Genomic DNA, 26,489 nt, shown 5'->3' on the forward strand with positions numbered 1-26,489 from the left:
ATATAATTATCTTGACACTATCCCTAAAAGGTAAATGAATTTCGATGTTGTAGAATTTTGTTATAAATTAGAAAAACCGTACATTGATAAACCCTTTATAGCGTTTTCAATATACGGCTTTATAATTTTTTGCCTAAAATAAAGATGTTTAATAACTATTTTCAGGCCGTTGCATTTTCTTTTTCTACCTTGCGGTCTGCATAAATATAAAGTGGCCGAGCTTCACCAGTTACGACGTCACCAGAAATAACGACTTCGCGCACACCTTCCAGTGTGGGTAATTCGAACATAGTATCAAGTAGAATTTTTTCCATAATCGAGCGCAAGCCGCGAGCACCAGTTTTACGTTCAATCGCCTTATTAGCAATAGCCCGCAATGCATCATCGTGAAAAGTCAATTCAACGTCTTCCATTTCAAAAAGGCGTTTATATTGTTTCACAAGCGCATTTTTAGGCTCTGATAGGATGCGAACTAAAGCATCGATATCAAGATCTTCCAAAGTTGCAATTACAGGAAGACGACCGATAAATTCAGGAATTAAGCCAAATTTTAGCAAATCTTCTGGCTCAAGTTCGTGGAAAATCTCACCAAGCCGGCGATCATCAGGCCCTGAAACATTGGCTGCAAAACCGATAGATGTTTTTGCACCGCGTTCAGAAATAATCTTGTCAAGACCCGCAAAAGCACCGCCACAAATGAATAGAATATTGGTTGTATCCACCTGCAAAAACTCTTGTTGTGGGTGTTTGCGTCCGCCTTGCGGTGGGACAGATGCAACAGTACCTTCCATAATTTTTAGAAGTGCCTGCTGTACGCCTTCACCAGAAACATCGCGGGTGATTGAAGGGTTATCTGCCTTGCGGCTAATTTTATCCACTTCATCAATATAGACAATACCGCGTTGAGCGCGTTCAACATTGTAATCTGCCGATTGCAATAGTTTTAGAATAATATTCTCAACGTCTTCACCAACATAACCAGCCTCGGTCAAAGTTGTCGCATCTGCCATTGTAAAAGGCACATCAATAATGCGAGCAAGAGTTTGGGCAAGATAGGTTTTACCGCAACCAGTTGGCCCAACAAGCATAATATTAGATTTTGCAAGCTCAATATCTGAGTTCTTGGATTGGTGAGCAAGGCGCTTATAGTGGTTGTGCACTGCTACTGCTAAAACGCGTTTTGCATAGGATTGACCAATGACATATTCATCAAGAACGACCATTATTTCTTGAGGGGTTGGAACGCCATCAGTTGCGCGCACAGAGGAAGATTTATTCTCCTCGCGAATAATATCCATGCACAATTCAACGCATTCATCACAGATAAATACGGTTGGCCCAGCAATTAATTTGCGAACTTCGTGCTGGCTTTTTCCGCAAAATGAGCAATAAAGCGTATTCTTGGATTCGCCGCCGGTGTTTCCAACTTTGCTCATCACTGTTTCCTTTCATACAGATATTATACGGGTTTATAATATCTGTTATTTAATTCTGCCTAAGCAAGATATCTAAGTCCAATAAGGCTAGATATCTTTTTCCCCTTTAAGTCATATTTCCAGTTTTGGGTGCAAATATTTATTAAGCAAATATTATACACCTAAAAAGCATTTTTATAAATCTTTAATCGATAATCAGATCGGATCTCGTTAAGAATTCTATAATTCAGCTTCACTAATGACGCGTTTTTCAATAACATCATCAATAAGGCCAAAGTCTTTTGCTTCTTGTGCTGTCATAAAATGGTCACGATCAAGCGTCTTTTCAACCATTTCATAATTTTGCCCAGTATGTTTTACGTAAATTTCGTTAAGGCGACGTTTTGCCTTAATTAGATCTTCGGCATGACGTTGAATGTCAGAGGCTGCACCTTGGAAACCACCAGAAGGTTGATGCACCATAATGCGGGCATTTGGCAGCGCAAAACGAGAACCGGTTGCGCCTGCTGTCAAGAGTAGCGATCCCATAGAAGCTGCTTGCCCCATGCAAAGGGTAGAAACATTGGGGCGAATAAATTGCATTGTATCATAAATTGCCATGCCTGCACTGACCAATCCACCTGGTGAATTGATATAAAGGTGAATATCCTTTTTAGGATTTTCAGCCTCAAGGAACAAAAGCTGCGCACAAACAGTAAGTGCCATATAATCTTCAACAGGGCCATTTATAAAAATAATACGCTCTTTTAAAAGACGCGAAAAAATATCATAAGCTCGTTCGCCACGATTGGTTTGCTCGACCACCATAGGAACAAGGCTCATTGCAGTTTCAATCGATTCACTCATTATATGGCTTTCATTTAATTAATTTTAATCTACAAAAAATAGACCAAATTTTAGTAAAATCTCGAATCACTGACTAATAGCGATAAGTTTATTAAAATAGATAGGGTACTAGTCACCCTTTTCGCAATAGTGAAAAAAGATAAGTTTTGCGTTAACGTGTTTTTTTATCAACAAATAAGTGATTGTTGTCGGCAATCGGTTATCTTTTTTATAGACTTATGAAAGCGGAGTTCTTTTAATTGCCCAATCAAAAAAACTACCTTCAAGTGGTGGTTGCTCTGTTTTAGCTTTTTTGTGAATGTGAAAGCCAATAAAATCCTTATTCAGAGTTGGCTCAATGCCAAATGCAGGATCAAATATTTTTTCTGCATCTCGTCCAGACCAATAATAAAAACTTTCTCTAGGTTTTGCTTTATCAAAAAAATGATATTTTTTAGCAAGCCTTGATATACCATCATTGCCAAAAATAGTTATACCTAAATGGTTTGGCTGGACTGGCTCATTTTTTAGTTTAAGCAAAAATGGCAGCCAAACCCGTTTTTTAAAGCCTAGCCATGAGGGGACAAGGTTAGTTCCATTGATATAGTTCTCAAATTCTGCGATAATCGGATTATCGGGCGGGAGATAAAGCGCAGAAACACCAACACGTCGCGCATTATCGCTAGCAAGCCAAACTTCGTTTGGATTTGGATGAAATTGCTTTACTAAATATATATCTGTATCGAGCCAAACACCTTTTTGATATTTCATCAACATGACACGGAAAATATCAGAAAACTGCACGATAGAGCGTGATGGCTTAAAGCTAGGAAAGCTGGGGTCAAGCTTATAAAGCAGCGAAAGCGGCAAAATCGGTTCAGCATCACATAGCTCAACGCCTTCAGGCACGCCTTCAACGTAGTTATGTGCATATAATTTCACATGTTGGCCAGTTTGCACCATAGATGCAAGGCAAAGCCGATCAATATAGCGGAGCTTTTCTCCATACCAGAAGGTACAAATATCCATAAAAATTTCCTGATGAAAGCAGTATTTCACCACTTTAGAGTATTTTAAAAGCACATGAAACTAGCAATTGAATGTTTTTGTGCCCGACTACTTTATAAATTTGTCAAACATTATATTGAAAAATTTAAAATACGATCCCAACGAATAAATAGTTAAACAAATGATTATTGTTAGAAAAATTCAAAACTTACCCTAAACATTTGCTCCACTTCTTTTACAGCTTCAGCTAAGGCAAAAATTACAATACGGTCTTTGGGCTGAAGCCGCAAGTCACCGGTAGGTCTAATAATCTCGTCTTTGCGATAGATTGCACCAATTCGCAAACGATTTGATAGAGTTAATTCCTTAATGGTTTTACCCACAAGTGGAGATGTTTCTACAGCCTCCACTTCCAATAATTCTGCTTTACCATCTGAAATGGAGTGTACTGCCCGGATGCGCCCACGCCGAACGTGCTGTAAAACTTTTGATATGGTGGCATTTCGCGGATTTATATGGGCATCAATGCCATCAGTTCGCGTAAATTCTTCATAAACAGGATCATTAATAAGTACCATATTAGCTGATGTACCAAGACGCTTTGCCATCATCGCACTCAATATATTGACCTGATCCTGATTGGTTAAAGTTACAATAAGATCTGCCGTTTCAGCTCCGGCTTCTTGTAATACTTCTTGATCTAATGCGCTTCCATGTAAGACCGGAGTTTTTTTCAATCTGTCGGTGATGTAAAGAGCGCGTTCTTTATCAAACTCTATTATTTTGACTTTAGCAGGATGATTTTGCTTTTCAATTTCTTGCGCGACATATAGACCAATATGCCCACCACCTGCAATAATTATGCGACGAGCTTCTTGTTCTTCATGGCCAAAAAGTGCCATGGTGCGGCGTACTTGTTTTTCTAATACCGTTATATAAACAATATCACCAGCATTTAATTCATCATCTGCTTGAGGAATGAATAATTTACCATTGCGTTTTATGCCAACTGCTGTCGCCTGAAGATCGGGGAATAGGCTGCTTAATTGCCTCAAAGGCGTGTTTATGAGCGGGCAGTCTTCACTGCAGCTAATGGCAAGAAAAAGAACTTTGCCATCGCAAATGCTCAAAACATCAAGAGCACCAGGTTCAGCAAGGCGTCTTAAAATAAGCCTTCCAACTTCAATTTCGGGTGAAATAACCACATCTATGGGCAGGTTTTCTCGCGAAAAAAGATCTTGATAGCGTGGATCAAGATAGGCTTGCGAGCGAACGCGAGCAAATTTGGTTGGTACGGCAAAAAGCGAATGGGCTACTTGGCATGCCACCATGTTAATTTCATCATGAAGGGTGACAGCAATCAGCATGTCAGCTTCATCAGCACCGGCGGCAGCAAGCATATCGGGATGAGAGCCATGGCCGACAAGTCCGCGCACGTCTAGCTCGTCTCTTATTGTAAAAATAAGATCGGGCGAAATATCAATGACTGTTACATCGTTTTGCTCTGCTGCCAAGCGCTCGGCAATACCGTAGCCCACTTGTCCTGCACCACAAATAATAACGCGCATATTTTAATATACCCCTAGAGACTTCAATTTTCGATGCAGGGCTGAGCGTTCCATGCCGACAAATTCTGCCGTGCGCGAAATATTACCACCAAAACGATTGATTTGAGCAACAAGATATTGTTTTTCGAATAATTCGCGCGCTTCGCGCAAAGGAAGAGCCATAATGTGCTGGTCATTATCGGTTGGAACACGCGGCAAAGAATCGCCAATTTCGGCAGGTAGATGTTCAGCCGTGATTGGTTCTTCACTATTGTCATCGCGGGTTAAAATAAGAAGGCGCTCAACATTGTTTCGCAATTGCCTTACATTCCCGGGCCAACTATGCGCTTGTAAAACGGCCATAGCATCATCACTAATAATGCGTGGACGAATTCCTGTTTGGCTAGCAATTTGTTTGACGAAGAAGTCAACAAGAGTGGGAATATCTTCTCTATGGCGCGATAATGCCGGTACCGATAGTGGCACGACAGCAAGCCGATGGAAAAGATCTTCGCGAAATAAACCTTCCGCAATTAGTCCTTCAAGATTTTGTGCTGTTGAAGAAATAATACGGACATCAACTTTGACGCGTTTATTGCCGCCTACGCGCTCAAACTTTTGCTCGGTTAGTACACGCAAAATTTTGTTTTGCGTTTCGCGCGGCATATCGGCAACTTCATCAAGATATAAAATACCACCATGGGCTTCTTCTAGTGCACCAATTTTTCGCTCCCCGCCGTCCATTTCGGTGCCAAAAAGCTCGATTTCCATACGTTCGGGCGTAATTGTTGCAGCATTTAAGGTGACAAAGGGACCATTGGCGCGGGTTGATAGCGCATGGATCATCCGTGCGGCCATTTCTTTGCCAGAGCCCGAAGGACCGGTTATCATGATACGACTATTAGTTGGAGCAATTTTTTCGATGGTTTGTCGCAATTGGTTAATAATTAAGGAATTTCCAAGTAATTCTGGCGTATCTGTTACCTTTTTGCGTAGTTCTGTGACCTCGCGCTTCAATTTTGAGGTTTCAAGCGCTCTTTCGGCAACGAGCACGAGGCGATCTGCCTTAAATGGCTTTTCAATAAAATCATAAGCGCCGCGTTTTATAGCAGAAACTGCGGTTTCAATATTTCCATGACCAGAAATCATAACAATGGGAAGGTTTGGATATTGCTTTTTAATCTCATCAAGCAAAGAGAGGCCGTCAAGCCGGCTTCCTTGCAGCCATATATCAAGAAAAATAAGGCGAGGGACGCGTTCATTGATAGCAGCCAAAGCCTGATCAGCATCGCCTGCCATACGTGTCTCATGCCCTTCATCTTCTAAAATGCCAGCAACGAGTTCCCGAATATCCATTTCATCGTCGATTACAAGAATATCAGATGCCATTATTTTAAACCTTCTTCTTTAGAAGACATGTCTATGTCTTTATTATTATGGTTATTTTCAATTTGTGGAAAAATAAAACGGATCATAGCCCCAATACCACCATAAAAATCACTTGGAGCATCATGTAATTCCATATAACCGCCATGTTCTTCGACGATTTTGCGTACAATTGCAAGGCCAAGGCCAGTGCCTTTTTCACGTGTTGTCATATAAGGTTCAAGTAATTTTTGCCTGTCATCTTTTGGCAATCCTTTACCATTATCGATAATATCAACAAAAATAGAACCATCTTTATCATAAGATCGCACGAATATATGACCATGAAAACCTTCACGGCCTGAAACTGCATCAATCGCTTCGCTGGCATTTTTGATAACGTTGCCAAAAGCCTGCCCTATGAGGCGATTGTCGAAGCTTCCCATCAATGGGGTTGCGCCAAAATCGCGTTCAAATTTGATTTCATGCCGTGAAACTTCAACGAGAAAGCTAGCCTCACGCAAAGCATTGCGTAGATCAGTTGTTGCCATTACTGGTTTCGGCATGCGCGCAAAAGAGGCAAATTCATCAACCATGCGTCCAATATCGCCAACTTGTCTTATAATTGTATCAACACATTGATCGAAAACTTCGCGGTCACTCGTGATGACTTTTCCATAGCGGCGGCGAATTCGCTCTGCTGAAAGTTGGATTGGGGTTAGTGGGTTTTTGATCTCATGAGCGATGCGGCGGGCAACATCTGCCCATGCTGACGAACGTTGGGCATCGATAAGGTCGGTAATATCATCAATTGTAACTACCCATGAATGCGCTTCTTTTTCTGATTCTTCCATTGTAGTTTGCACATTAAATACGCGTGCTCTACCATGATGGGTAATAGATATTTGCTCACGATGAATTTTTTTAGCTGATGCACGCGCGACTTCAAAAACCCGACCAATTTCGCTGTGAACAGAAATCAAGCTGCGCCCAATAACCTCTTCAGGCTTGAATTCAACCATAGTCTCCGCAGATTTATTAATAATTGTTATGTCAGCATGATCGTCAACTCCGATAACAGCCGCACTTACCCCTGATAAAACTGTTTCTGAAAATCGTCGCCGCTCATCAATTTGGTCTCTGGCTGAAATTAGCAAGTTTTGCTGGTTTTTAAGTTCAGCGACCATGTAATTGAACGTTTTGGATAAATGTCCAACATCACCATCACGGGCGCGTACTGGTACAAGAACATTCATATTGCCTGCAGCAACATCATCTGCTGCCCCAATTAAGAGGCGGATAGGAAGAACAAGCTTGTCAGCCACAGCAATTGCTGTCCAAATCGCCGATAACAGCATGATGAGGAAAAGGCAGAAATAAAGAACCGCAAAGGCAATTTGCATAGTGACACGATTTGCCTCCATGTCACGATAACGGTTGGTATTATTTTCGGTTAAACGTAGCGCATCCAATACGTTCGGATCTACTTGTCCAGCAATATACAGCCATGCATTATCAATATTTTGCATTTTTAAGATAACGCCGAAATAATCATGTTCACCTGGTTGAAAAGCTACAGGCTCATCGGTGCTTGCCTTTAATATCCATTCTTCTGGTGGGATTGGTAAATTGGTACCTTCAGTTTGTTCACTTGCTGTAATAATATTACCCTTACTTCCCAATAAAAAGGCGCCACTTAAATTGCGGCCAGTTACTTGCAATGACATTTGGCGTTTATATTCAACTGGATTTAAGTTTAACAATTGTCGATTATCTAATTGCTGTGCCATCGTATAGGATGCAGCTTGTAATGAGTTTAATGTTGCACTAGCATAGGCATTGGCAAAACCTACCGATGAATCAACAATCTGCCGAGTGTTCACATCAAACCAACGATCTAAGCCTAAATTGAGTGTAACAAGGGCGATGATCGCAATAACTAAAGCTGGAAGGGCAGCAACCAATGAAAAAAGTGCAATTATCCGCACATGTAATTTGGAAGCTGCTCGCCGTGCCCGCCATGCTTTAATAATTGGATAAAGCTCATGAATAATAACCGCAATTAAGCAGAAAATCATTGCGACATTGGTAAAGATTAACACAATTGTGACCGGACGGTCTGGGGAGATAGGCGTTAATCCAATCAAAACGAGAAATGATACTGCAGCTGTTAATAAGGCAAGCACTATTATTGCTATGCCGATAGCCGCGCGTCGCTTTTTTAGTGCTTTTCCTTGGATGCGCTCTTCTTCCGTTAATTTAGGTATTTGAAAGCCTTTCATTGGATGGCCTTGCTTTTATTATTTTTAACCAATGAATTGGTCATGATCTACCTTTTTGAATATAAGGATCTAATGATACTTAAATATTTGTATTTATATGTTATTTTCAATTGAGCTCAGCTAATAAAAAAGAATAAAGTCGCATAATGTTTGTGTTAAAAACGTCTTTTTAAGTTTGGCTTACCCCAAAAAAATAATCGAGAATCCTCATAATATAAAGCTTACAAAATTTCAGTGGTAATATTGCAACATTTTGTGTCGAAATTGCAACAAAGATGCATAAATGTGATAAAAATATGAAAAAAAATTAATCTGACTTTTTACAGTCATGTTCTCAACACATAGAAAGCGAAATTTAGATCGCAAAGTTGTTTTTAGTAAATATATCTAATTTTGTAATATTGTAAGCTTGATTTGCGCCCAAGTAGACTTACTTAGTCGAAATATGCAATATGGCTGATGATGGCTAGCTAATTATTGTCTTGAACGGTGAAAATGCAATGGTCTTGGATAAAAGTATGACAGGATGTGTTTAAATGCCACATTGATAATTTAGTTCTTTTTGCTTATATCTCAAATAGATAATCTAGAATTATGATGCTTGTTGAGTGGGTAGTTTGTATTTTGGTTTATTTTAGAATTGGTTTTTAGTGTGATTTTTTGTTTTAACAATATAAAATTTTAATATTAAAAAACACTTTCTTTTTTTTAGAATAGTTATAAACTGGCGCGCGTCAGTCAAGGCATTTGCCTTATGGAAATGGTCGTTAAATCGACCAATATGGAAGGAACTATTATGCGGCTTACAAAACAAACCAATTATGCAATTCGAATGCTTATGTATTGTGCCGCCAATGAAGGTGAGCTTAGTAAAGTACCAGAAATTGCTAAGGCCTATTCAGTTTCTGAATTGTTTTTATTTAAAATTTTGCACCCTCTTGTTGAGGCAGGTTTAATGCAGACTGTACGAGGCCGCAATGGCGGGGTTAAGCTTGCTAAGCCTGCAGTTGAGATTAGCGTTGCAGATGTTGTCAGAGTAACTGAAGAAAATTTTGCTATGGCGGAATGCTTCGAAAATGATGCTGTTGAATGTCCACTCGTCAATGCGTGTGGTTTGAATGCAACTTTGTCAAAGGCATTAAAAGCTTTTTTCGATGTTTTGTCAGCTACAACCATTGCAGATTTGCAGCGTCCACAGTTTAGAAGTCGGTTAGGCATTGAACAAAATGAAGAAAGCTGCAAAATGGCAGGCTGATATTCTCAAAAAGAGATGAGGCTTTATTATTTCAATGTCAAAAAAGGTTGCAGCAATTATTCTTGCTGCTGGTCGCGGTGAACGTGCTGGCAGTATAGGTCCTAAACAATATGAAGATTTGCAAGGCGAAGCAGTTATATGTCAAACCGTGCAAAAGTTTGTCGATTGTGTTGACATTGGGCAAATTATTATTGTTGTTCATGAGGATGATATAGACCTTGCAAAAGCTGCACTTCAGCGCTTTGCACAGCGTGTAGAGTTGGTTATTGGTGGTGCCACACGGCAAATATCCACTTTTGCTGGACTTGAATATTTATCGTCATCTTCACCGGACTTTGTACATATTCATGATGCTGCCCGTCCTTTTGTTACAGTGCAGATTCTTGATAATATTCATCAAAATCTTTCCCTTAAAAATGGCACTATCATTGCAATTCCTGTTTCCGATACTTTGAAACAGGTGGATAGTAATAATAATATTATTGCGACAATTAAGCGAGATGGTCTATTTAGTGCACAGACACCGCAGACCTTTCCTTTTTCCTTGATTTTTGATGCCCATAAGAAAGCTCATGAAAATGGGCAAGATCATTTTACCGATGACTCTGCTCTTGCTGAGGCGTATGATATTCCAGTCAAAGTATTGTTAGGCTCGGCTGATAATATAAAAATAACATGGCCAGAAGATTTTAGTCGCGCTCGACAAATATTTGTAAAGCAACAAGGGCAAAGCCAACAGAAAGTTGATAATATGTATCCCGATATACGTACTGGAAATGGTTATGATGTCCATTGTTTTGAAGCGGGGGATCATGTTACCCTCTGCGGTGTGGATATTCCTTTTGATAAAAAGCTCTCTGGGCACTCAGATGCTGATGTTGCATTGCATGCTTTGACGGATGCTTTATTAGCAACAAGGGGGGCTGGGGATATTGGTACGCATTTTCCACCTTCTGATCCGCAATGGCGCGGGGCTACATCCCATATTTTTGTTCGCCATGCGGTGTCAATTGTTAAGCAATATGGGGGGCGTATTGCCAATGTTGACATTACTTTAATTGCAGAAGCGCCAAAAGTTGGACCACATCGTGATGCTATGGTTGTCGCATTGAGCGACATGCTAGGCATTACCATAGATAGAATATCGGTCAAAGCAACGACAAATGAGAAGCTGGGTTTTATTGGCCGAGGTGAAGGTATTGCTGCAATTGCTACTGCCAATGTTATTTACTCAGGCGAGGTGCCTTCATGATTGATGCTAAGATTATTGATGAGCTTGCCCGTGAAGTATTAAATATTTGCCGGCAGCAAAAGCTTTTATTGGCAACAGTGGAATCTTGCACTGGTGGAATGATTGCTGCCGCACTTACTGATATCGCCGGTTCATCAGATGTGGTGGAATGCGGTTTTGTTACCTATTCAAATGAAGCTAAAATGAGCATGGTCGGTGTAGATCAATGTTTATTGGAAAAATATGGGGCAGTTTCAGAGCCGGTTGCGATTGCAATGGCAAAGGGCGCTTTGCAGCATAGCAGGGCTGATATTAGTATTGCAGTCACTGGTATTGCTGGCCCCGCTGGCGGAGGAAGTGAAAAGCCAGTTGGTCTTGTCCATTTAGCTGTTGCCTTCAAGCATTTTGAGCCTTTGCATTTTAAGGCGCATTTTGGTGATATCGGGCGTCGCAATGTGCGGCAAGCGACAGTTGTCAAGGCTTTGGAACTTATCATTGCGAATATCAGACACAACACAGAAGCTTGAAGATTATTAACTTAAATTTTAAAGTTTACTAGCTAGGTATCTTTGGTCTGTGTCATTGTTACAAATTTTTGTTCTATTGGAAAATGTGAGGGCGTATTTTCATTCGCTTCTTTAAGGCGTAGGTGAAATATATGGTATGAATTACACTTTTATTTACAGGCTTAATTTTCTCTAGCGATTTGATAAAAAATAATGATATGTTTCAATAACAAATTGCTTTAATGTTGGATTTTAAGCCTGCAAAAAATATAAAAATTATGGTCTTTGTAATTTTATTTAACAAAAAAACGTGGGCTATTTTTCTTTTAAAGTAAAAAAATATTTTGCATTTAATATGGTGCTATATATTATAGGTAATAAATGGGATATCACTAATTAAAATTGATAGTTTTTATTGTGACGTATAATGCTTTAAAGTTTGGCTTTCGTTATTATTAATTTATTAAATTGAATAATATATTCCCTTACCTTTTTATTTGTTTTATTGCTTTATTTAGAGGAAAAATAGATGGCTTTGTTCGATTTTCTAAGTGGTAAGCCCAATCCCGCAAAAATTTCTAAGCAGGCCCTTGCAGAAACAAACAAGGTAGATCCTCGAGTTGCGCAGTTTTGGCAGGAGTTTTCAAAGTTATATGCAAATTGGGATGGTGAGCCTAGTATCGATAAAATGGAAGCTGCTAATAATTTGCTGCATGTTAATTTTCCGCAAGTCATATGTGAAGTTTCCCAAAGAATAGTGAATGGTAATGCAAAAACCGAGTTGGTTCTAACCTCTGATGGGAATGCAGCAGTACTTGATGATATCTTCGCTTTAGCTAAAGGTGCTCCACGTGATATTCCAATTTCATTATTTCGTGGCGCCATTCTTTCAAGTAATGATATTATTTTGAATGATGATCAAGGCAATGAGGTAACGGTTGAAAATGTTACGGCACGTATCGTTTCAGATCAGAGTCGGCTAAGCTTAATTCTTTCTTATAAAGGTTTTTCTGAAAAAGATTTGTCGGATAGCCGGAAGATGTTAATGGTAATGTTGGCTGTTCATACGCTTGGTGAATTAAGGTTTATGACCTCGTTTTTCAATTGGGGTTTTACCTTTGATGGTGATAATAGCGAACAAGAAATTGCTTTGCATGATGTTAGCAAAAAACTTGATGAAATTTGGCAAAAACGCGGACGGGATGGACATTTTTCTACAACTGATGAAAGCAAATTTACTGTTTTGCGTGGTACCGATGGCGATGATAATCCAATGATTGTCACACTAAATGTTGATGCTGATCGATTGGTAGGGGTGTCTGAATATTATAATACTCTTATTGTTGAAAATTCATTTTCTACAAAAGATGGTCTTACCATCGCCAGTGATTTTGCTGATTTGCTTGCTTCTTGTCTTGAAGTTGACCAGACGGGTCTCTTGACCCATATTGTTTTTCTTCCTGAAGCCGGTGAAAGACATTGTTATTTCAAAATTAAAAATGCAGATGCTGCCAGTCTTATGGTTGATTTGTGTCGTGTTAAATTCAAAGGAATTGGTGAAGTACGACAAACTATTGAGGCAGATCCGTCCTGGGCGCATTATCTTCTATTTGCATAAATTATCAATGTCGTCAGATAATTGATCAATTGCTGCTAAGTGCGTTTATATCAAATTTTTAAAATAATTAAATGTGAATTAAGATTTTGAATTTTAATGATAATATTTATCGTTTGAATTAAATATTTCAAATATTGCATGTTAGTGGTGATGAAAAATAGATGCTGAATACAAATATGGATTTTAATATATAGTACTAACATTTTTTGTGGGGACTTAAAGCCTACCTTTAAAATACTGATATTGCTTGCGGGCCTTAGGGTCTGCTATCTATAGTGTAGAACCTATATTATTTCCTAATTTTTCATTATTGGGTTTTTTCAGGATAAATCAGATAGATATGCAGAGATGTAAATATATCGCAATAAATTTAACTAATGAAGAAGAGCGGAATGTATTTTGAGTATCACTATCTTATAGTTTTATTTCAATATATTATCAATTGGCTTTTTTGCCTATTTTCTATAGGAGCGGCCGCACTTTTAAAAATATGAATTGCTTTATTTATTAAAGGGTGATGTTTATTAAAGGTGGGTTTTTATTGTGTTTATCCAAGCGATTTTTAAAAAGACAAGTTGGGAGAGATCTCAAGATTTATTCTTGAAACTTAGGAATTAAAATGGTGATTCGAGCAATTGCTGCAGATCTAATTCTAGAAGAGCCAGTTCTTTTAATTGAGGATGACCCTATGGTTTATCGCAGATTAAAGGTTCTATTATTGGCTATGGGGTATGGGGAAAATGGCATTATCCATGCTACCACTTTGAATGAGGCACGCCAGTATGTAGCCAGTTTACCCAAGATAGCGCTTGCCCTTGTTGATCTTGGGCTTCCTGATGGAAATGGAATTGATTTGATCCGCGAATTGCGTGCTGGTGATAGCGATTTAGGAGTTCTCGTTATATCTGCTTGGAGTACGCAAGACATAATTTTTGCAGCTTTGCATGCTGGCGCAACAGGTTATATTGTCAAAGAACGTGATGATTTGGAACTTGCACTGGCTTTGCGAAGTGTCATACGCGGAGGGGCTCCTATTGATCCATTTATAGCCCGTAAAATTATTGAAGAGTTGCCGCCAGCCAAAGTTGGTGACGATGACATGGCTGAATTAGAGAGGTTAAGTCCGCGTGAGCATGAGATCTTAATTTTGGTAGCACAAGGATTGGGCAATCAAGAGATAGCCGATCAACTTTCGCTATCGCGCTATACCATTGAATCTCATATTAAACATATATATAGGAAATTGTCCGTTTCATCTAGAACCAAAGCTATCCATACAGCACGTAGATGGGGTCTTATTTGTTAAGGTTCTGTGTATTTTTTTTGATTTTTTTTATTGGACAAGTATGTGCATGGGCAAAAGAAAATGGTGATATATGTTCCGTCCAGATTTTATCGATAAAAACTGCTCGGGCTTTGCATAATGGTAATAAACCGCTTTTGAGTGAGTATTGGGTTAAAACAACTTTACCAGATAATTGGAATTTCAAGCGTTCTAATAGTGAAAAAAAAGTCTGGTATCGTATTGATTGGCAGCAGTTATGTGAAGATGGTATCGCTACTCCAGTTACAGTTGTTTTACAATCTATTCAAATGGCCGGCGAAGTATATGTTAATGACCAGCAAATATGGCGTGACCAAAACGTTACCGAGCCTTTATCGCGTAGTTGGAATAGACCGCGATACTTCCAGTTACCTAGGAGTTATTTGCGTGAGGGGATCAATACATTATGGATTAAAGCAATTAGCGTGCCAGGCCAGCCATTAGGTTTGGGGGGCTTTTATTTGGGTGATCCTAACAAAATGCAAATGCTTTATGATAAGCTTATTTGGAACAGTCGAACAGTTATATTGATCAATATAATTTTAGCTGTTGCCTTAGCTATAATGCTGTTTTTTGTTTGGATCGTAGATAGGAGACAGACTGCTTATGGTTGGTATGCCATATCTATTGTTTTTTGGTTGATTTTTATAAGCAATTTTTTAGCTACCAGTGCTTGGCCCTTTTCGAATAGCTATGTTATTGCCCGTGTCAATACAATTGCCCTACTGCTTACAACGATGAGTTTTAGTTTGTTTATTCTTCGTTTTGCTAAGCAGCGATTGTTTTATGTTGAGTGCATATTTTGGTTGGTGATTGAATTTTTAGTGGTTTTAACCTGGTTTATTGCAGATATCAATCTTTGCATAGCGCAAGTATTAAGTTTAATTATAGGAACGTTTATTTTTTTATTTGCTTGCATACAACCTCTTTGTTTTGGTTTACGACAACGCCAAAAAGAGATTGTTTTTTTTGCATTAGGTTGGTTGCTCGTTCTTGGTGCGTATATCTATGATTTATTACTTTTGTTAAACCTTGTGTTTAACCCAATTGCTTTAACGTCCTATGTAAGTATTTTTGTCACGCTTTACATAATATGTATAATTGGGTGGCGTCATGCGCATTATATTAAACAGATTGCATCGTTTAATGATGAGTTAAGTATAAGTGTTACAAGGGCTAAACGGGAGTTATCAGTTGTCTTGGAGCAAGAATATGCGCTTAGTATGGAAAATACGAGATTACAAGATCGCTTGCAGATTGCCAATGATTTACATGATGGATTGGGTGGTTCTTTAGTACATCTGATGGCGTCTGTTGAGATGGCTAAGCCATTTTATAGTTCTAAAGAGGTTATAGCTATGCTAAGCCTTATTCGTAATGACTTACGACAGGCAATAGATAGTAGTTCAAGCCAAAGTGTTAAGGTTCCCGAAACTCCTCATGAATGGCTTGCTCAAGTACGACATCGCTATTCAACTCTCTTCGAGGAGCTTGGACTTGAATTTAAATGGTACATTGAAAGATCGTGGAAAACTGTGCCTACAGCAATTCAGTGCCTTGCTTTAACACGCTTAATTGAAGAAGCTTTAACTAATGTTATTAAGCATAGCCATGCACATTTTGTTGAAATTAGCTTAAAACTACCAAAGAATGATGTGCTTATTCTTACTATTGAAGATAATGGCTTAGGTTTTGATGTAGAAGCTGTGGCTCAATCAGGTATGAGCATTGGTATGCGCAGTATGAAAATGCGCATTAGTCGTGTGGGGGGGCATTTAGAAGTTTTGTCAAGACCAGGGAAAACAACTTTGATAGCCACTTTAAATCTATGATACAATCAAAATGAATTTGAATGATCAATGTCACGAACAATTAAAACTAAAACAATTATGTCTCTTATATTACATAACTGCTTTAGTTTTTTTATTTAATTGGGTGCCGTACTACCTGAACGCTCGACCTCACGCCATTTTCGAACATTTTGGTTATGCTCATCTAACGTTTTGGCAAAGGCATGTCCACCAGTACCGTCAGCAACAAAATAAAGATCTTCAGTTTTTGGTGGATTGGCAACGGCCATCAAAGCATCCTTGCCGGGAATTGCAATTGGTGTTGGCGGCAGGCCATTAATCTTGTAAGTATTATAAGGTGTTTCCTTATCTATGTCTGAACGATATATTGGGCGCCCTGATGGCTTACCTGCACCACCAAAAAGGCCATAAATGATAGTAGGGTCTGATTGCAAACGCATATTTTTACGCAGCCGATTAACAAATACAGCTGCAACTTGTGGACGTTCCGACGCAATACCCGTTTCTTTTTCAACAATTGATGCAAGTGTTACAAATTCATTAATGTTTTTAATCGGTAAATCTGCAGCTCTTGTAGCCCAAATGTCTTTTACCAATTTGTCTTGCTTTTGTTGTAAGCGGCGCACAATATCAGCACGAGTTGTGCCGCGTAAAAATGTCACTGTATCAGCCATTAAACCACCTTCAGGAGGCATTTTTTCGTTTGCTAAATCGCCAGTTAATATTTCATTACTGCCAATGCGATTTAGCGCTTGGGTTACAGTCCAACCTTCTGGTATTGTTATGCTATGCTCAATAGAGCGACCTAGAACCAAGATATTCATAACATCACGCATAGATGCGTGGGCAGGTATTTCATATTCACCTGCCTTTAGCGCCTTAGTTTTTTGTTCCCATCCAATGCCATAGACAAAGATTTGATCATTGGAAATGATATTACTGCTAGCAAGCATTGTTGAAATTTCTTTTATACCTGTCCCAGGTTTGATCCAAATGACTTCAGCCTGTTGCAATGGGCCTTGATCATTAAATGTCTTTTTTAAATAATAAATACCAAATCCTGCCCCTAATGCGGCAAGTATAAGGAGTGAAAAAACAAGGTTCGCTAAAATAACTAAAGGGTTACGCGCCGCTTTTGAACGCCGTCTTTTTTTGGTTTTAACGCTTTTAACCGCATTGTTGGGCTCTGGATCAACCTTGTTTGGTTCTATATTATTTTGCTCGTTTGGGGCAGGAGATGTCATTGTAGCTTCTTTATGTTTGGTTTGGACATTATCCAATTCAATTTCTAAATGGCTTTCAAACCAAGAATATTTTCAAGACCTTGTTGCGTCAAGATAAATTTAAATGTCGCAGTTTAATTAGATTTTGCTGCTATTTGGTTAAAATAACAAAGGCATTTGTCTTTTAGATGGCATAAGATGTCTTTTCTAGGGCTTTGAAAAAAGTAATGTGCTATAATCTGTTGCTAAGGGTGGTACATGTTGTGATTGTCCACCTACATCCATCAATTTGTTCCTTTATTGTTTAGGGATAACTCCTCTTTCCTTATCCATTTAGGCAAGGATGAATTGTATTTTATTAAAAATGCGCTAGGCGTTTTTTTTGAACTGTGTATAATTCTAGTTATTTTATGGAAAGGAATATCATGTCAGATTTAGTTAGCCAAAGACTAAGTGATTTGGGAATTACTATACCGCAAGCCGCGGTTCCTGTTGCCAATTATGTTACTTATGCGCAAAGCGGAAACCAGTTATTTATTTCAGGGCAATTGCCGCTCAAAGATGGAAAATTATTAGCCACAGGTAAAGTGGGGCAAGATGTTACTATCGAAGACGCCAAAAAAGCGGCTGAAGCCTGTGCGATAAATGTTTTGGCGCAAGCACAAGCAGCACTTGGTGATCTTAATAAAATTAAGCGTGTGGTCAAAATTGTTGTATTTGTTGCAAGTGCGCCTGATTTCTATGATATTCCGCAAGCAGCAAATGGCGCATCTGACCTATTTGTAAATGTGTTGGGTGAAGCGGGTAAACATGCGCGCTCTGCAGTTGGTGCTGCTAGCTTGCCGCTCAATGCAACAGTGGAAGTTGAAGCTATTCTAGAAATTTAAGTTTTGAAGTGAAACCTCATTTTATTAAAAAGTGAGGTTTCACAGTTTTATTAAAAACCTATTCAATAGTCATTAATAGGTCTTTGGCATCTATTTGGTCGCCTGGCTTAACAAAGACGTCAGCAATTATACCATCTTTTTCTGCATGAAGTGCTGTTTCCATCTTCATAGCTTCAATAGATAGCAATACATCACCGGCTTGAACCTTATTGCCAGTTTTGACTGCAACTTCTGAAACAACTCCGGGCATTGGCGCACCAATCTGATTTATATTGCCAAGCTCGGCCTTAGTTCTGGTTTTAACTGCGCCTGCATGTAGACGATCGGGCACTTTAACGCGCCGTGGCTGGCCGTTAAGCTCAAAAAATACCGTGATCATGCCATTTTCATCGCTTTCGCCAATTGCAAGATTGCGGATGACCAATGATTTTCCCTGTTCAATTTCAACCAATATTTCATCGCCATGGTTGAGGCCATAGAAATAAATTGGTGTTGGCAGCGTGGCAACTGGGCCATAAAGATTGGCAGCTGCGATAAAATCAGAAAAAACTTTTGGATACATCAAATAGGAAGCAAATTCACGGTCGCTAATTTTACGATTAGCTTTTTCTTCTATTTGCTGGCGCTCATTATTAAGATCAGCGTCTTCCAATAATGCGCCGGGGCGTACTGTAAAAGCTTGTTCACCTTTTAATATTTTTTTCTGGAGTTGTTTTGGCCAACCACCTTCTGGCTGTCCCAAGTCACCGCGCATCATCGATACGACTGATTCTGGAAAAGCGATGTCCTTGTTGGGATTTTCAACATCTTCAACACTTAGATCTTGCGATACCATCATCAAAGCCATATCGCCGACAACTTTTGATGAGGGAGTAACCTTAACAATGTCGCCGAACATTTGATTTACATCGGCATAGGCTTGGGCAACCTCGTGCCAGCGCGTTTCAAGCCCTAAGGATCTTGCTTGTTCTTTTAAATTGGTGAACTGGCCTCCGGGCATTTCATGTAGATAAACTTCGGATGCTGGGCCTTTTAAGTCGCTTTCAAAAGCCGCATATTGTTGGCGTACCGCTTCCCAATAAAATGATACTCGCCTAATAAGATTAGTATCCAAACCGGTATCATGATCACTTCCCTTCAACGCTTCTACGATGGAGCCAAGGCAGGGTTGCGATGTATTGCCTGAAAATGCATCCATTGCGCCATCAACGATATCCGCACCACTTTCAATCGCTGCCAAAACAGTCGCGGCGGCAATGCCTGATGTGTCGTGGGTATGGAAATGAAGTGGCAACGCAGTTGTCTCACGCAGTGCTTTAAATAATATGCGTGTCGCGTTTGGCTTCATCAGTCCCGCCATATCTTTGATTGCAATAATATGGGCGCCAGCTGCTTCCACTTCACGGGCGAGTTTTAAATAATAGCCAAGATCATATTTAGGTCGAGCAGAGTTTAAAATATCGCCTGTATAACAAATAGCTGCTTCACATATTTTATTTTCTTCTAAAACGGCATCCATCGAAAGACGCATATTTTCAACCCAGTTAAGGCTATCAAAAACACGGAAAACATCAATGCCATTTTGTGCAGCTTGGCGAACAAAATATTTTACCACATTGTCGGGATAGCTTTTATAACCAACGCCATTGGCGCCGCGTAAAAGCATTTGCAATAAAATATTGGGTGCGGCTTCTCGTATTTTATTCAAACGCTCCCACGGATCTTCAGTTAAAAACCGCATGGCAACATCAAAAGTTGCACCCCCCCAACATTCAAGCGAAAACAACTCTGATAGGCCTTTCGCGTAGGTTGGAGCGATATTGATAATATCATGGCTGCGCATGCGGGTCGCTAATAAGGATTGATGACCATCACGCATGGTCGTATCGGTAATGAGGGCGCGTTTTTGCTCTCGTACCCATGCTGCAAATTGTTTGGGTCCCAATTCATCAAATCTTTGCTTGGTACCAGCTTTAATCTCGTGGCTTTTGGTTTGCGGAATAACCGGTGAAGCGGCATTGGCTGCCGGTTTTGCGCGCCCTTTTGTTTCAGGATGACCATTTACGGTTACATCAGCAATATAGGTCAATAATTTACTGGCGCGATCTTGCCTTTTTACCGATTGAAAAAGCTCTGGTGTGGTGTCGATAAAGCGCGTTGTATATTTATTGGCAGCAAAATTGGGGTGGGAAATAATTGCTTCCAAAAAGGTAAGATTGGTGGCAACACCGCGAATACGAAACTCGCGTAAGGCTCGGTCCATTCGCGCAATAACTTCATCAGAAGTTGGTGCCCAAGCCGTTACTTTTTCGAGCAATGGATCATAGAAACGCGTGATGACAGCACCACTATAGGCGGTGCCGCCATCTAAGCGAATGCCAAAGCCAGTTGCACCGCGATAAGCGATAATCCGGCCATAATCAGGGATGAAATTTTGCTCAGGATCCTCGGTGGTAATACGGCATTGCAAGGCATGGCCATTTAGCTGAATTTGTGCCTGCGGCGGTACACCAGATTTTGCTGTACCAATGGTTTCGCCTTCAAGTAGCTTGATTTGTGCCTTAACAATATCAATACCAGTAACTTCTTCGGTCACTGTATGTTCAACTTGGATGCGCGGATTAACCTCAATGAAATAGAATTTTTCTTCATCGGCATCCATTAAAAATTCAACTGTGCCAGCGCCAATATAATTGGTGGCATGGGCAATTTTTAAGGCGTAAGCAGCAATTTCTTGACGCTGTGTATCATTGAGATAAGGGGCTGGTGCGCGTTCAACTACCTTTTGGTTGCGCCGTTGGATAGAGCAATCACGCTCATATAAATGCACAGCATTGCCATGGGTATCGCCTAAAATTTGCACTTCAACGTGGCGAGCGCGCTCAACTAGCTTTTCAAGATAAACTTCATCCTTACCAAAAGCAGCTTTGGCTTCACGTTTAGCTTCTAATACTTCGCGGGCTAAATCTTCTTCCTTACGGATAACGCGCATGCCACGGCCACCACCACCCCATGAGGCTTTAAGCATGAGTGGAAAGCCAACGCTTTTTGCAAGTTTGGTTATCTCATCAATATTGTCGGGCAGGGGCTCTGTTGCTGGTACAACGGGAACGCCAATATCAATAGCCAGGTTTCTTGCTGCAACCTTATTGCCTAATTGGCGCATGGTTTGTGGTTTAGGGCCAATAAACAGAATATCATTTTGCGCACAAGCTTCTGCAAATTCCGGACTTTCTGACAGCAGACCATAACCTGGGTGAATAGCATCAGCACCAGAAAGCCTGGCAACACGGATGATTTCTTCAATTGATAAGTAGCTTTCAATCGGCCCTAATTCATGCCCTAATTGTGGATCGCGGCCAATTTGATAACTTTCATCAGCCTTGAAGCGGTGAAGTGCTAATTTGTCTTCCTCCGCCCAAATAGCAACGGTTTTAATGCCCAATTCATTGGCGGCACGAAATACGCGGATAGCAATTTCTGACCGGTTTGCCACAAGTAGCTTTTTAATGCGCATTATTAAGTTCCTCCCAAGCATATATGCTTATATTTAAATAATATAGTTGCCGATAAAGCAAGAGAAACAAAATAGAAAATATAACATTTATTTGTATTGTGCAATTTTATATGTATATATTTATTTTTTTGGTTGGTTTATATTTGTGAATGTTTAAATAAGAGTGCGAGACTTTTTATAAGCTGTTTTAGTTGCGCCAAATTTTTTTTAACTTGTTCGGTACAACATGCTAATAAGAAAAGACTGGAATATGCTTATAAAAAGCTCTAAATGGGCGATTTAAGAGATAGTCTTGTAAGGTTTTGGAGTTGTGATGAGTCGTTTTATTTTAACTGTTTCTTGCCAATCTATGCGTGGTGTTGTTGCAGCCATTTCAGGATATCTTGCTGATAAGGGGTGTAATATTATTGACTCTTCGCAGTTTGATGATCTTGAAACGGGTAAGTTCTTTATGCGGGTAAGTTTCGTATCAGAACTTGGAGCGAGTTTGAGCGAGCTTGAGGAAGGCTTTGCAGATATTGCGCAAAAATTTACCATGGATACGCATTTTTACGATTCAAAAGAGCGTATGAAAGTTGTCATTATGGTTTCTAGCTTTGGCCACTGCTTAAATGACCTTTTATATCGCTGGCGCATAGGTGCTTTGCCAATTGATATTGTTGCAGTGGTATCTAATCATTTTGATTATCAAAAGATCGTTGCCAATCATGATATTCCTTTTTATCGCATTAAAGTGACCAAGGAAAACAAAAAACAAGCTGAACAAGAACTTATGGATGTTGTGCGCCAAAGCGGTGCGGAGTTGATTGTGCTTGCCCGTTATATGCAAATTTTGTCTGACCAACTATGCAAGGAAATGTCGGGTCGTATCATCAATATCCATCATTCCTTCTTACCATCTTTTAAAGGCGCAAATCCTTATAAACAAGCTTATCAACGCGGCGTTAAGCTTATTGGTGCAACAGCCCATTATGTAACGGCAGATTTAGACGAGGGGCCAATTATTGAACAAGCGGTAGAGCGTATTACCCACGCACAAAATGCCGAGGATTTTGTCACCATTGGCCGTGATGTTGAAGCACAAGTTTTGGCTCGTGCTGTTCACGCACATATCCAACATCGTAATTTTATCAATGGTAGCCGCGTTGTTGTCTTTCCAGCAAGCCCAGGAAGTTACGCGTCTGAGCGTATGGGATAGTTAATGTAAATTTTTAAAATAGCCTGCTATCATTATCTGATAGCAGGCTATTTTTTTTAAGCGCTTTGTTGATTTAATAAATTTTCATCTTGTACAGTGCGGTTTTTTACCAACTTATAGACAACAGAATCGAGCAGCGCTTGGAATGAAGCATCAATAATATTATCGGATACCCCAACGGTGCGCCAACGCATGCCAGATTTATCTTGGCTTTCAATCAATACGCGGGTGATAGCTTCTGTGCCACCATTTAAAATTCGCACTTTAAAGTCAATCAGTGACATATCTGCAATTTCACTTTGATACTTACCAAGGTCTTTACGCAGCGCAATATCAAGAGCATTGACGGGGCCATGCCCTTCGGCAACCGACATATGAATTTCATCATCAATACGTAATTTTACAACCGCTTCTGACATTAAAGCAATGCAGCCATTGCCTTGGTGTCTTCTTTCAACACTACAGCGAAAAGATTGGATATGGAAAAAATCAGGTAAAGTGCCAAGATGTTTGCGAGCTAAAAGCTCAAAACTTGCATCCGCTCCCTCATAAGCATAACCAGATGCCTCACGCTCTTTGACAATATTAATAAGGCTATCAAGTCGTGGATCACTTTTTTCAACCATAATATTGCGCTGATGGAGCTCGGCAATAAAATTGGCTTTGCCACCTTGGTCGGAAACCATGACGCGGCGGCTATTGCCGACTAATTGTGGTGGAATATGCTCATAGGTTTCAGGTTCTTTTAAAAGAGCTGACGCATGAATACCTGCCTTGGTTGCAAAAGCTGATGAACCAACAAAGGCGGCTTGCTCATTGCTGTTGCGGTTTAATATATCGTCAAAGCTGCGGGAGATTTGGGTTAATTTTCTTAATTTTTCAGGTGCAATTCCTGTCTTAAATCGTTCTGACCAAAAGGGTTTTAAGCCAAGGGTTGCCATTAATGTAATAAGATTGGCATTACCGCAACGCTCACCAATGCCATTTAATGTACCTTGCACTTGCCGCACACCTGCTTCAATGGCGGCTAATGAATTAGCAACGGCTTGGCCTGTATCATCATGGGTGTGGATGCCAAGATGATCGCCTGGCACCACTTTGGTTACTGCTTCGATGATCTTGGTAATTTCACTTGGCTGAGTGCCGCCATTGGTATCGCATAAAACCACCCAACGTGCGCCATTATCATAGGCTGCTTTGGCGCAGGCAAGCGCATATTGCGGATTTGCTTTATAGCCATCAAAGAAATGCTCGCAATCGACCATTGCTTCTTTACCTGCGTTTTGGACAAATTTTACCGATTCTGCAATCGATTGTAGGTTTTCGTCATTGCTACAATTGAGTGCGACACGCACGTGGTAATCCCATGTTTTAGCAACCAAGCAAATGGTATCTGATTTTGCTTGCGCTAACATGCTAAGGCCTGGATCATTAGAAGCAGAAATGCCAGCCCTTTTTGTCATGCCAAAAGCGACAAATTTAGCTTTTTGGGTCGGCTTTTGGGTAAAAAAAGCCGTGTCAGTTGGGTTTGCGCCTGGATAACCGCCTTCAATATAATCAAGGCCAAAATCGTCAAGCATTTTGGCGATTGTCTGCTTATCTGCAAGCGAAAAATCAACACCGGGTGTCTGTTGTCCATCACGCAGAGTTGTGTCATAAAGGGTTATATAATCACGCATTATTTTTTTACTTCCCAGCTGGTTACACGTTCTCCGGTTTCAGGATTTTTTCCATCCTTTAACAAGATATTTTGCTTGGCAAGATTATCTCTAATTTCATCACCCTTTGCCCAGTCTTTAGCGGCTATAGCTTCAAGTCTTAAAGCAATTAGTTGATGAATTTCATCGTCTGATAGTTCCGCTTTGCGGTAAAATAGCGGGTTTTGTTTATTGTCAATCAAATCTTGGCGGAGAAGACCAAGCAAAGCCATACCTTCGCCCAATGCTTGTGCATCGCGTTCTTTGTAAAAACGCCTTAAGGTGGTTATTGCATTCCATGTATTAAGATCGTCGGATAATGCCTCTACCATCTCATTATCGGCGCTTGTATCGATGCTGCCATCAAACTTAATGTCACGTAATAGCTCATACCAGCGATAAAGTTCATCTGCACCTTCGGTTAAGCGTTGTTTTGTCCAATTTATTGGTTCGCGGTAATGGGTTTGCAACATGGAAAAACGTGCCGAGAGCCCTGCCCAAATGCTGCGCAATTCCTCGCTCACCTCACCAGTAAATTGCGGTAAATCTTCATTTAAGACTTCTCGAATAGTGATGAAATTGCCAAGGCTTTTAGACATTTTTTGACCTTCAACTTGTAAAAAGCCATTATGCAACCAATAATTTGCCATGCGTTCATTGCCAAAAGCCGAGCAGCTTTGAGCTATTTCATTTTCATGGTGGGGAAAAATAAGGTCAATGCCGCCGGCATGAATATCAAAAATATTGGCCATTGGATCATCGCATTGTAGACCACCACCAAAAGGCTGCAATAATTTTGCCATCGACATTGCCGAGCATTCAATATGCCAGCCAGGGCGACCATTAACGGCTATTCCAGCAGGTGAGGGCCAGCCAGGTTCGCCATTAAGCGATGGCTTCCATAAAACAAAATCCATTTCGTCACGTTTATAGGCCGCAACATCAACGCGCGCGCCAGCAATCATATCATCAAGCGAGCGGCGCGATAATGCGCCATAGCGTGGGGTAGTGCCCATGCTGGCAACGGAAAACAACACATGGTCTTCTGCTACATAGGCGTGACCAGTTTCTATAAGGCGTTCAATCATGGCGCGCATTTCGCCAAGGTGGTCGGTGGCGCGTGGCTGTTCATCAGGCGGTAAGCAGCCCAATGCTGTCACATCTGCTTGAAACTGGTTATTCGTTTCCTCGGTGAGTTTTCTAATTGCATCATTAAGTGGCAGATCTGGATAATCGCGTACGGCACGCGCATTAATCTTATCGTCCACATCGGTAATGTTACGGGCAAAAAGCACATGGTCTTGGCCATAAATATGGCGCAATAGACGATATAACACATCAAAAACAATGACAGGGCGCGCATTGCCTATATGGGCATAATCATAAACTGTTGGTCCACAAACATAAAGGCGCACATTGTTTTTATTAATTGGATGAAAATCATCTTTTTGTCGTGTGAGGGAATTATAAAACTTCAACACTGCCATGGCTGCAACCTTTATGTGCGTGATTTCTTGCCGCTGATCTGGGCGCTAATCTCTGCTTAAAGGGATAACAGTGATGAAAACAACCAGACCAGCAATGAGCTAGTCAATAATAATTGTAAAAATACAAATTGTGGTTTCAAATGTTTTCATGAAACACATTTAGCGCGCTTTACCAATCTGCGTCAAGTGTTGTTAGAAAAATTCAAACAAAGAATTTATATGCCTTAATATCATTTCAAGATTTAATTCTGCTGCTTCAATTTTTGGCTTAT

Annotated in this window: 18 protein-coding genes; 8 read left to right on the forward strand and 10 right to left on the reverse strand. The window is 40.2% G+C overall.

Features of this window, described 5'->3' with window-relative positions; translation table 11 throughout:
- Positions 1-161: 161 nt before the first annotated feature.
- The 6 genes from clpX to H3299_RS05435 form a co-directional block, all read right to left on the reverse strand.
- The gene (gene clpX / locus H3299_RS05410; protein WP_182419268.1) at positions 162-1,436 is read right to left on the reverse strand and encodes an ATP-dependent Clp protease ATP-binding subunit ClpX; all 1,275 of its coding nucleotides are present in this window, start codon (positions 1,434-1,436) and stop codon (positions 162-164) included.
- Positions 1,437-1,655: 219 nt separating this feature from the next.
- Complete coding sequence (locus tag H3299_RS05415) at positions 1,656-2,282, reverse strand: ATP-dependent Clp protease proteolytic subunit (protein ID WP_182419269.1); 627 nt, start codon at positions 2,280-2,282, stop codon at positions 1,656-1,658.
- Between the two features lie 216 nt (positions 2,283-2,498).
- Positions 2,499-3,290, reverse strand: a complete 792-nt coding sequence (locus H3299_RS05420; RefSeq protein WP_182419270.1) for a hypothetical protein — start codon at positions 3,288-3,290, stop codon at positions 2,499-2,501.
- Between the two features lie 170 nt (positions 3,291-3,460).
- Positions 3,461-4,837, reverse strand: a complete 1,377-nt coding sequence (trkA, locus tag H3299_RS05425; RefSeq protein WP_182419271.1) for a Trk system potassium transporter TrkA — start codon at positions 4,835-4,837, stop codon at positions 3,461-3,463.
- Between the two features lie 3 nt (positions 4,838-4,840).
- Positions 4,841-6,205, reverse strand: coding sequence for a sigma-54 dependent transcriptional regulator (locus tag H3299_RS05430; protein WP_182419272.1), 1,365 nt, complete (start codon positions 6,203-6,205; stop codon positions 4,841-4,843).
- Positions 6,205-8,463 (reverse strand): PAS domain-containing sensor histidine kinase, encoded by a 2,259-nt coding sequence (locus H3299_RS05435; protein ID WP_182419273.1) that lies wholly within the window; start codon positions 8,461-8,463, stop codon positions 6,205-6,207. The genes H3299_RS05430 and H3299_RS05435 overlap by 1 nt, the downstream gene beginning before the upstream one ends.
- A 796-nt stretch (positions 8,464-9,259) precedes the next feature.
- On the opposite strand from H3299_RS05435, the gene rirA reads away from it, so the two are divergent.
- The 6 genes from rirA (at position 9,260) to H3299_RS05465 (ending at position 16,229) form a co-directional block, all read left to right on the forward strand.
- Positions 9,260-9,718 carry an iron-responsive transcriptional regulator RirA gene (gene rirA / locus H3299_RS05440; RefSeq protein ID WP_182419662.1) on the forward strand — a complete coding sequence of 153 codons (459 nt, stop codon included), beginning with the start codon at positions 9,260-9,262 and terminating at the stop codon, positions 9,716-9,718.
- Between the two features lie 34 nt (positions 9,719-9,752).
- A complete protein-coding gene (locus H3299_RS05445; RefSeq protein WP_182419274.1) occupies positions 9,753-10,970 on the forward strand; it encodes a bifunctional 2-C-methyl-D-erythritol 4-phosphate cytidylyltransferase/2-C-methyl-D-erythritol 2,4-cyclodiphosphate synthase in 1,218 nt (405 codons plus the stop codon).
- Positions 10,967-11,476, forward strand: coding sequence for a CinA family protein (locus tag H3299_RS05450; RefSeq protein WP_182419275.1), 510 nt, complete (start codon positions 10,967-10,969; stop codon positions 11,474-11,476). The genes H3299_RS05445 and H3299_RS05450 overlap by 4 nt, the downstream gene beginning before the upstream one ends.
- Before the next feature lie 508 nt (positions 11,477-11,984).
- Positions 11,985-13,073 (forward strand): hypothetical protein, encoded by a 1,089-nt coding sequence (locus tag H3299_RS05455; protein ID WP_182419276.1) that lies wholly within the window; start codon positions 11,985-11,987, stop codon positions 13,071-13,073.
- Positions 13,074-13,692: 619 nt separating this feature from the next.
- On the forward strand, positions 13,693-14,379 hold the full coding sequence (locus H3299_RS05460; protein WP_182419277.1) for a response regulator transcription factor: 687 nt from the start codon (positions 13,693-13,695) through the stop codon (positions 14,377-14,379).
- Between the two features lie 17 nt (positions 14,380-14,396).
- On the forward strand, positions 14,397-16,229 hold the full coding sequence (locus H3299_RS05465; protein WP_182419278.1) for an ATP-binding protein: 1,833 nt from the start codon (positions 14,397-14,399) through the stop codon (positions 16,227-16,229).
- 95 nt (positions 16,230-16,324) lie between these two features.
- Here H3299_RS05465 and mltG read toward each other — a convergent pair whose 3' ends face one another.
- Positions 16,325-17,452 (reverse strand): endolytic transglycosylase MltG, encoded by a 1,128-nt coding sequence (mltG, locus tag H3299_RS05470; protein ID WP_182419279.1) that lies wholly within the window; start codon positions 17,450-17,452, stop codon positions 16,325-16,327.
- Positions 17,453-17,856: 404 nt separating this feature from the next.
- Here mltG and H3299_RS05475 point away from each other — a divergent pair, with 404 nt between their 5' ends.
- Entirely contained in the window at positions 17,857-18,318 is a 462-nt protein-coding gene (locus H3299_RS05475; protein ID WP_182419280.1) for a RidA family protein, read from the forward strand.
- 58 nt (positions 18,319-18,376) lie between these two features.
- Here the strand turns inward: H3299_RS05475 and pyc are convergent, their stop codons facing one another.
- The gene (gene pyc, locus H3299_RS05480; protein WP_182419281.1) at positions 18,377-21,835 is read right to left on the reverse strand and encodes a pyruvate carboxylase; all 3,459 of its coding nucleotides are present in this window, start codon (positions 21,833-21,835) and stop codon (positions 18,377-18,379) included.
- A 313-nt stretch (positions 21,836-22,148) separates the two neighbouring features.
- Here pyc and purU point away from each other — a divergent pair, with 313 nt between their 5' ends.
- The gene (purU, locus tag H3299_RS05485; RefSeq protein WP_182419282.1) at positions 22,149-23,033 is read left to right on the forward strand and encodes a formyltetrahydrofolate deformylase; all 885 of its coding nucleotides are present in this window, start codon (positions 22,149-22,151) and stop codon (positions 23,031-23,033) included.
- A 56-nt stretch (positions 23,034-23,089) separates the two neighbouring features.
- Here the strand turns inward: purU and cimA are convergent, their stop codons facing one another.
- Together cimA and cysS are read right to left on the reverse strand one after the other, a co-directional pair.
- Complete coding sequence (gene cimA / locus H3299_RS05490) at positions 23,090-24,712, reverse strand: citramalate synthase (RefSeq protein WP_371739807.1); 1,623 nt, start codon at positions 24,710-24,712, stop codon at positions 23,090-23,092.
- Complete coding sequence (gene cysS / locus H3299_RS05495; protein WP_182419283.1) at positions 24,712-26,217, reverse strand: cysteine--tRNA ligase; 1,506 nt, start codon at positions 26,215-26,217, stop codon at positions 24,712-24,714. Before cysS ends, cimA begins: the two co-directional genes overlap by 1 nt.
- Positions 26,218-26,489 lie beyond the last annotated feature (272 nt).

The sequence above is a fragment of the Bartonella sp. HY038 genome (assembly GCF_014117425.1).
In the GTDB taxonomy this organism is placed as follows: domain Bacteria; phylum Pseudomonadota; class Alphaproteobacteria; order Rhizobiales; family Rhizobiaceae; genus HY038.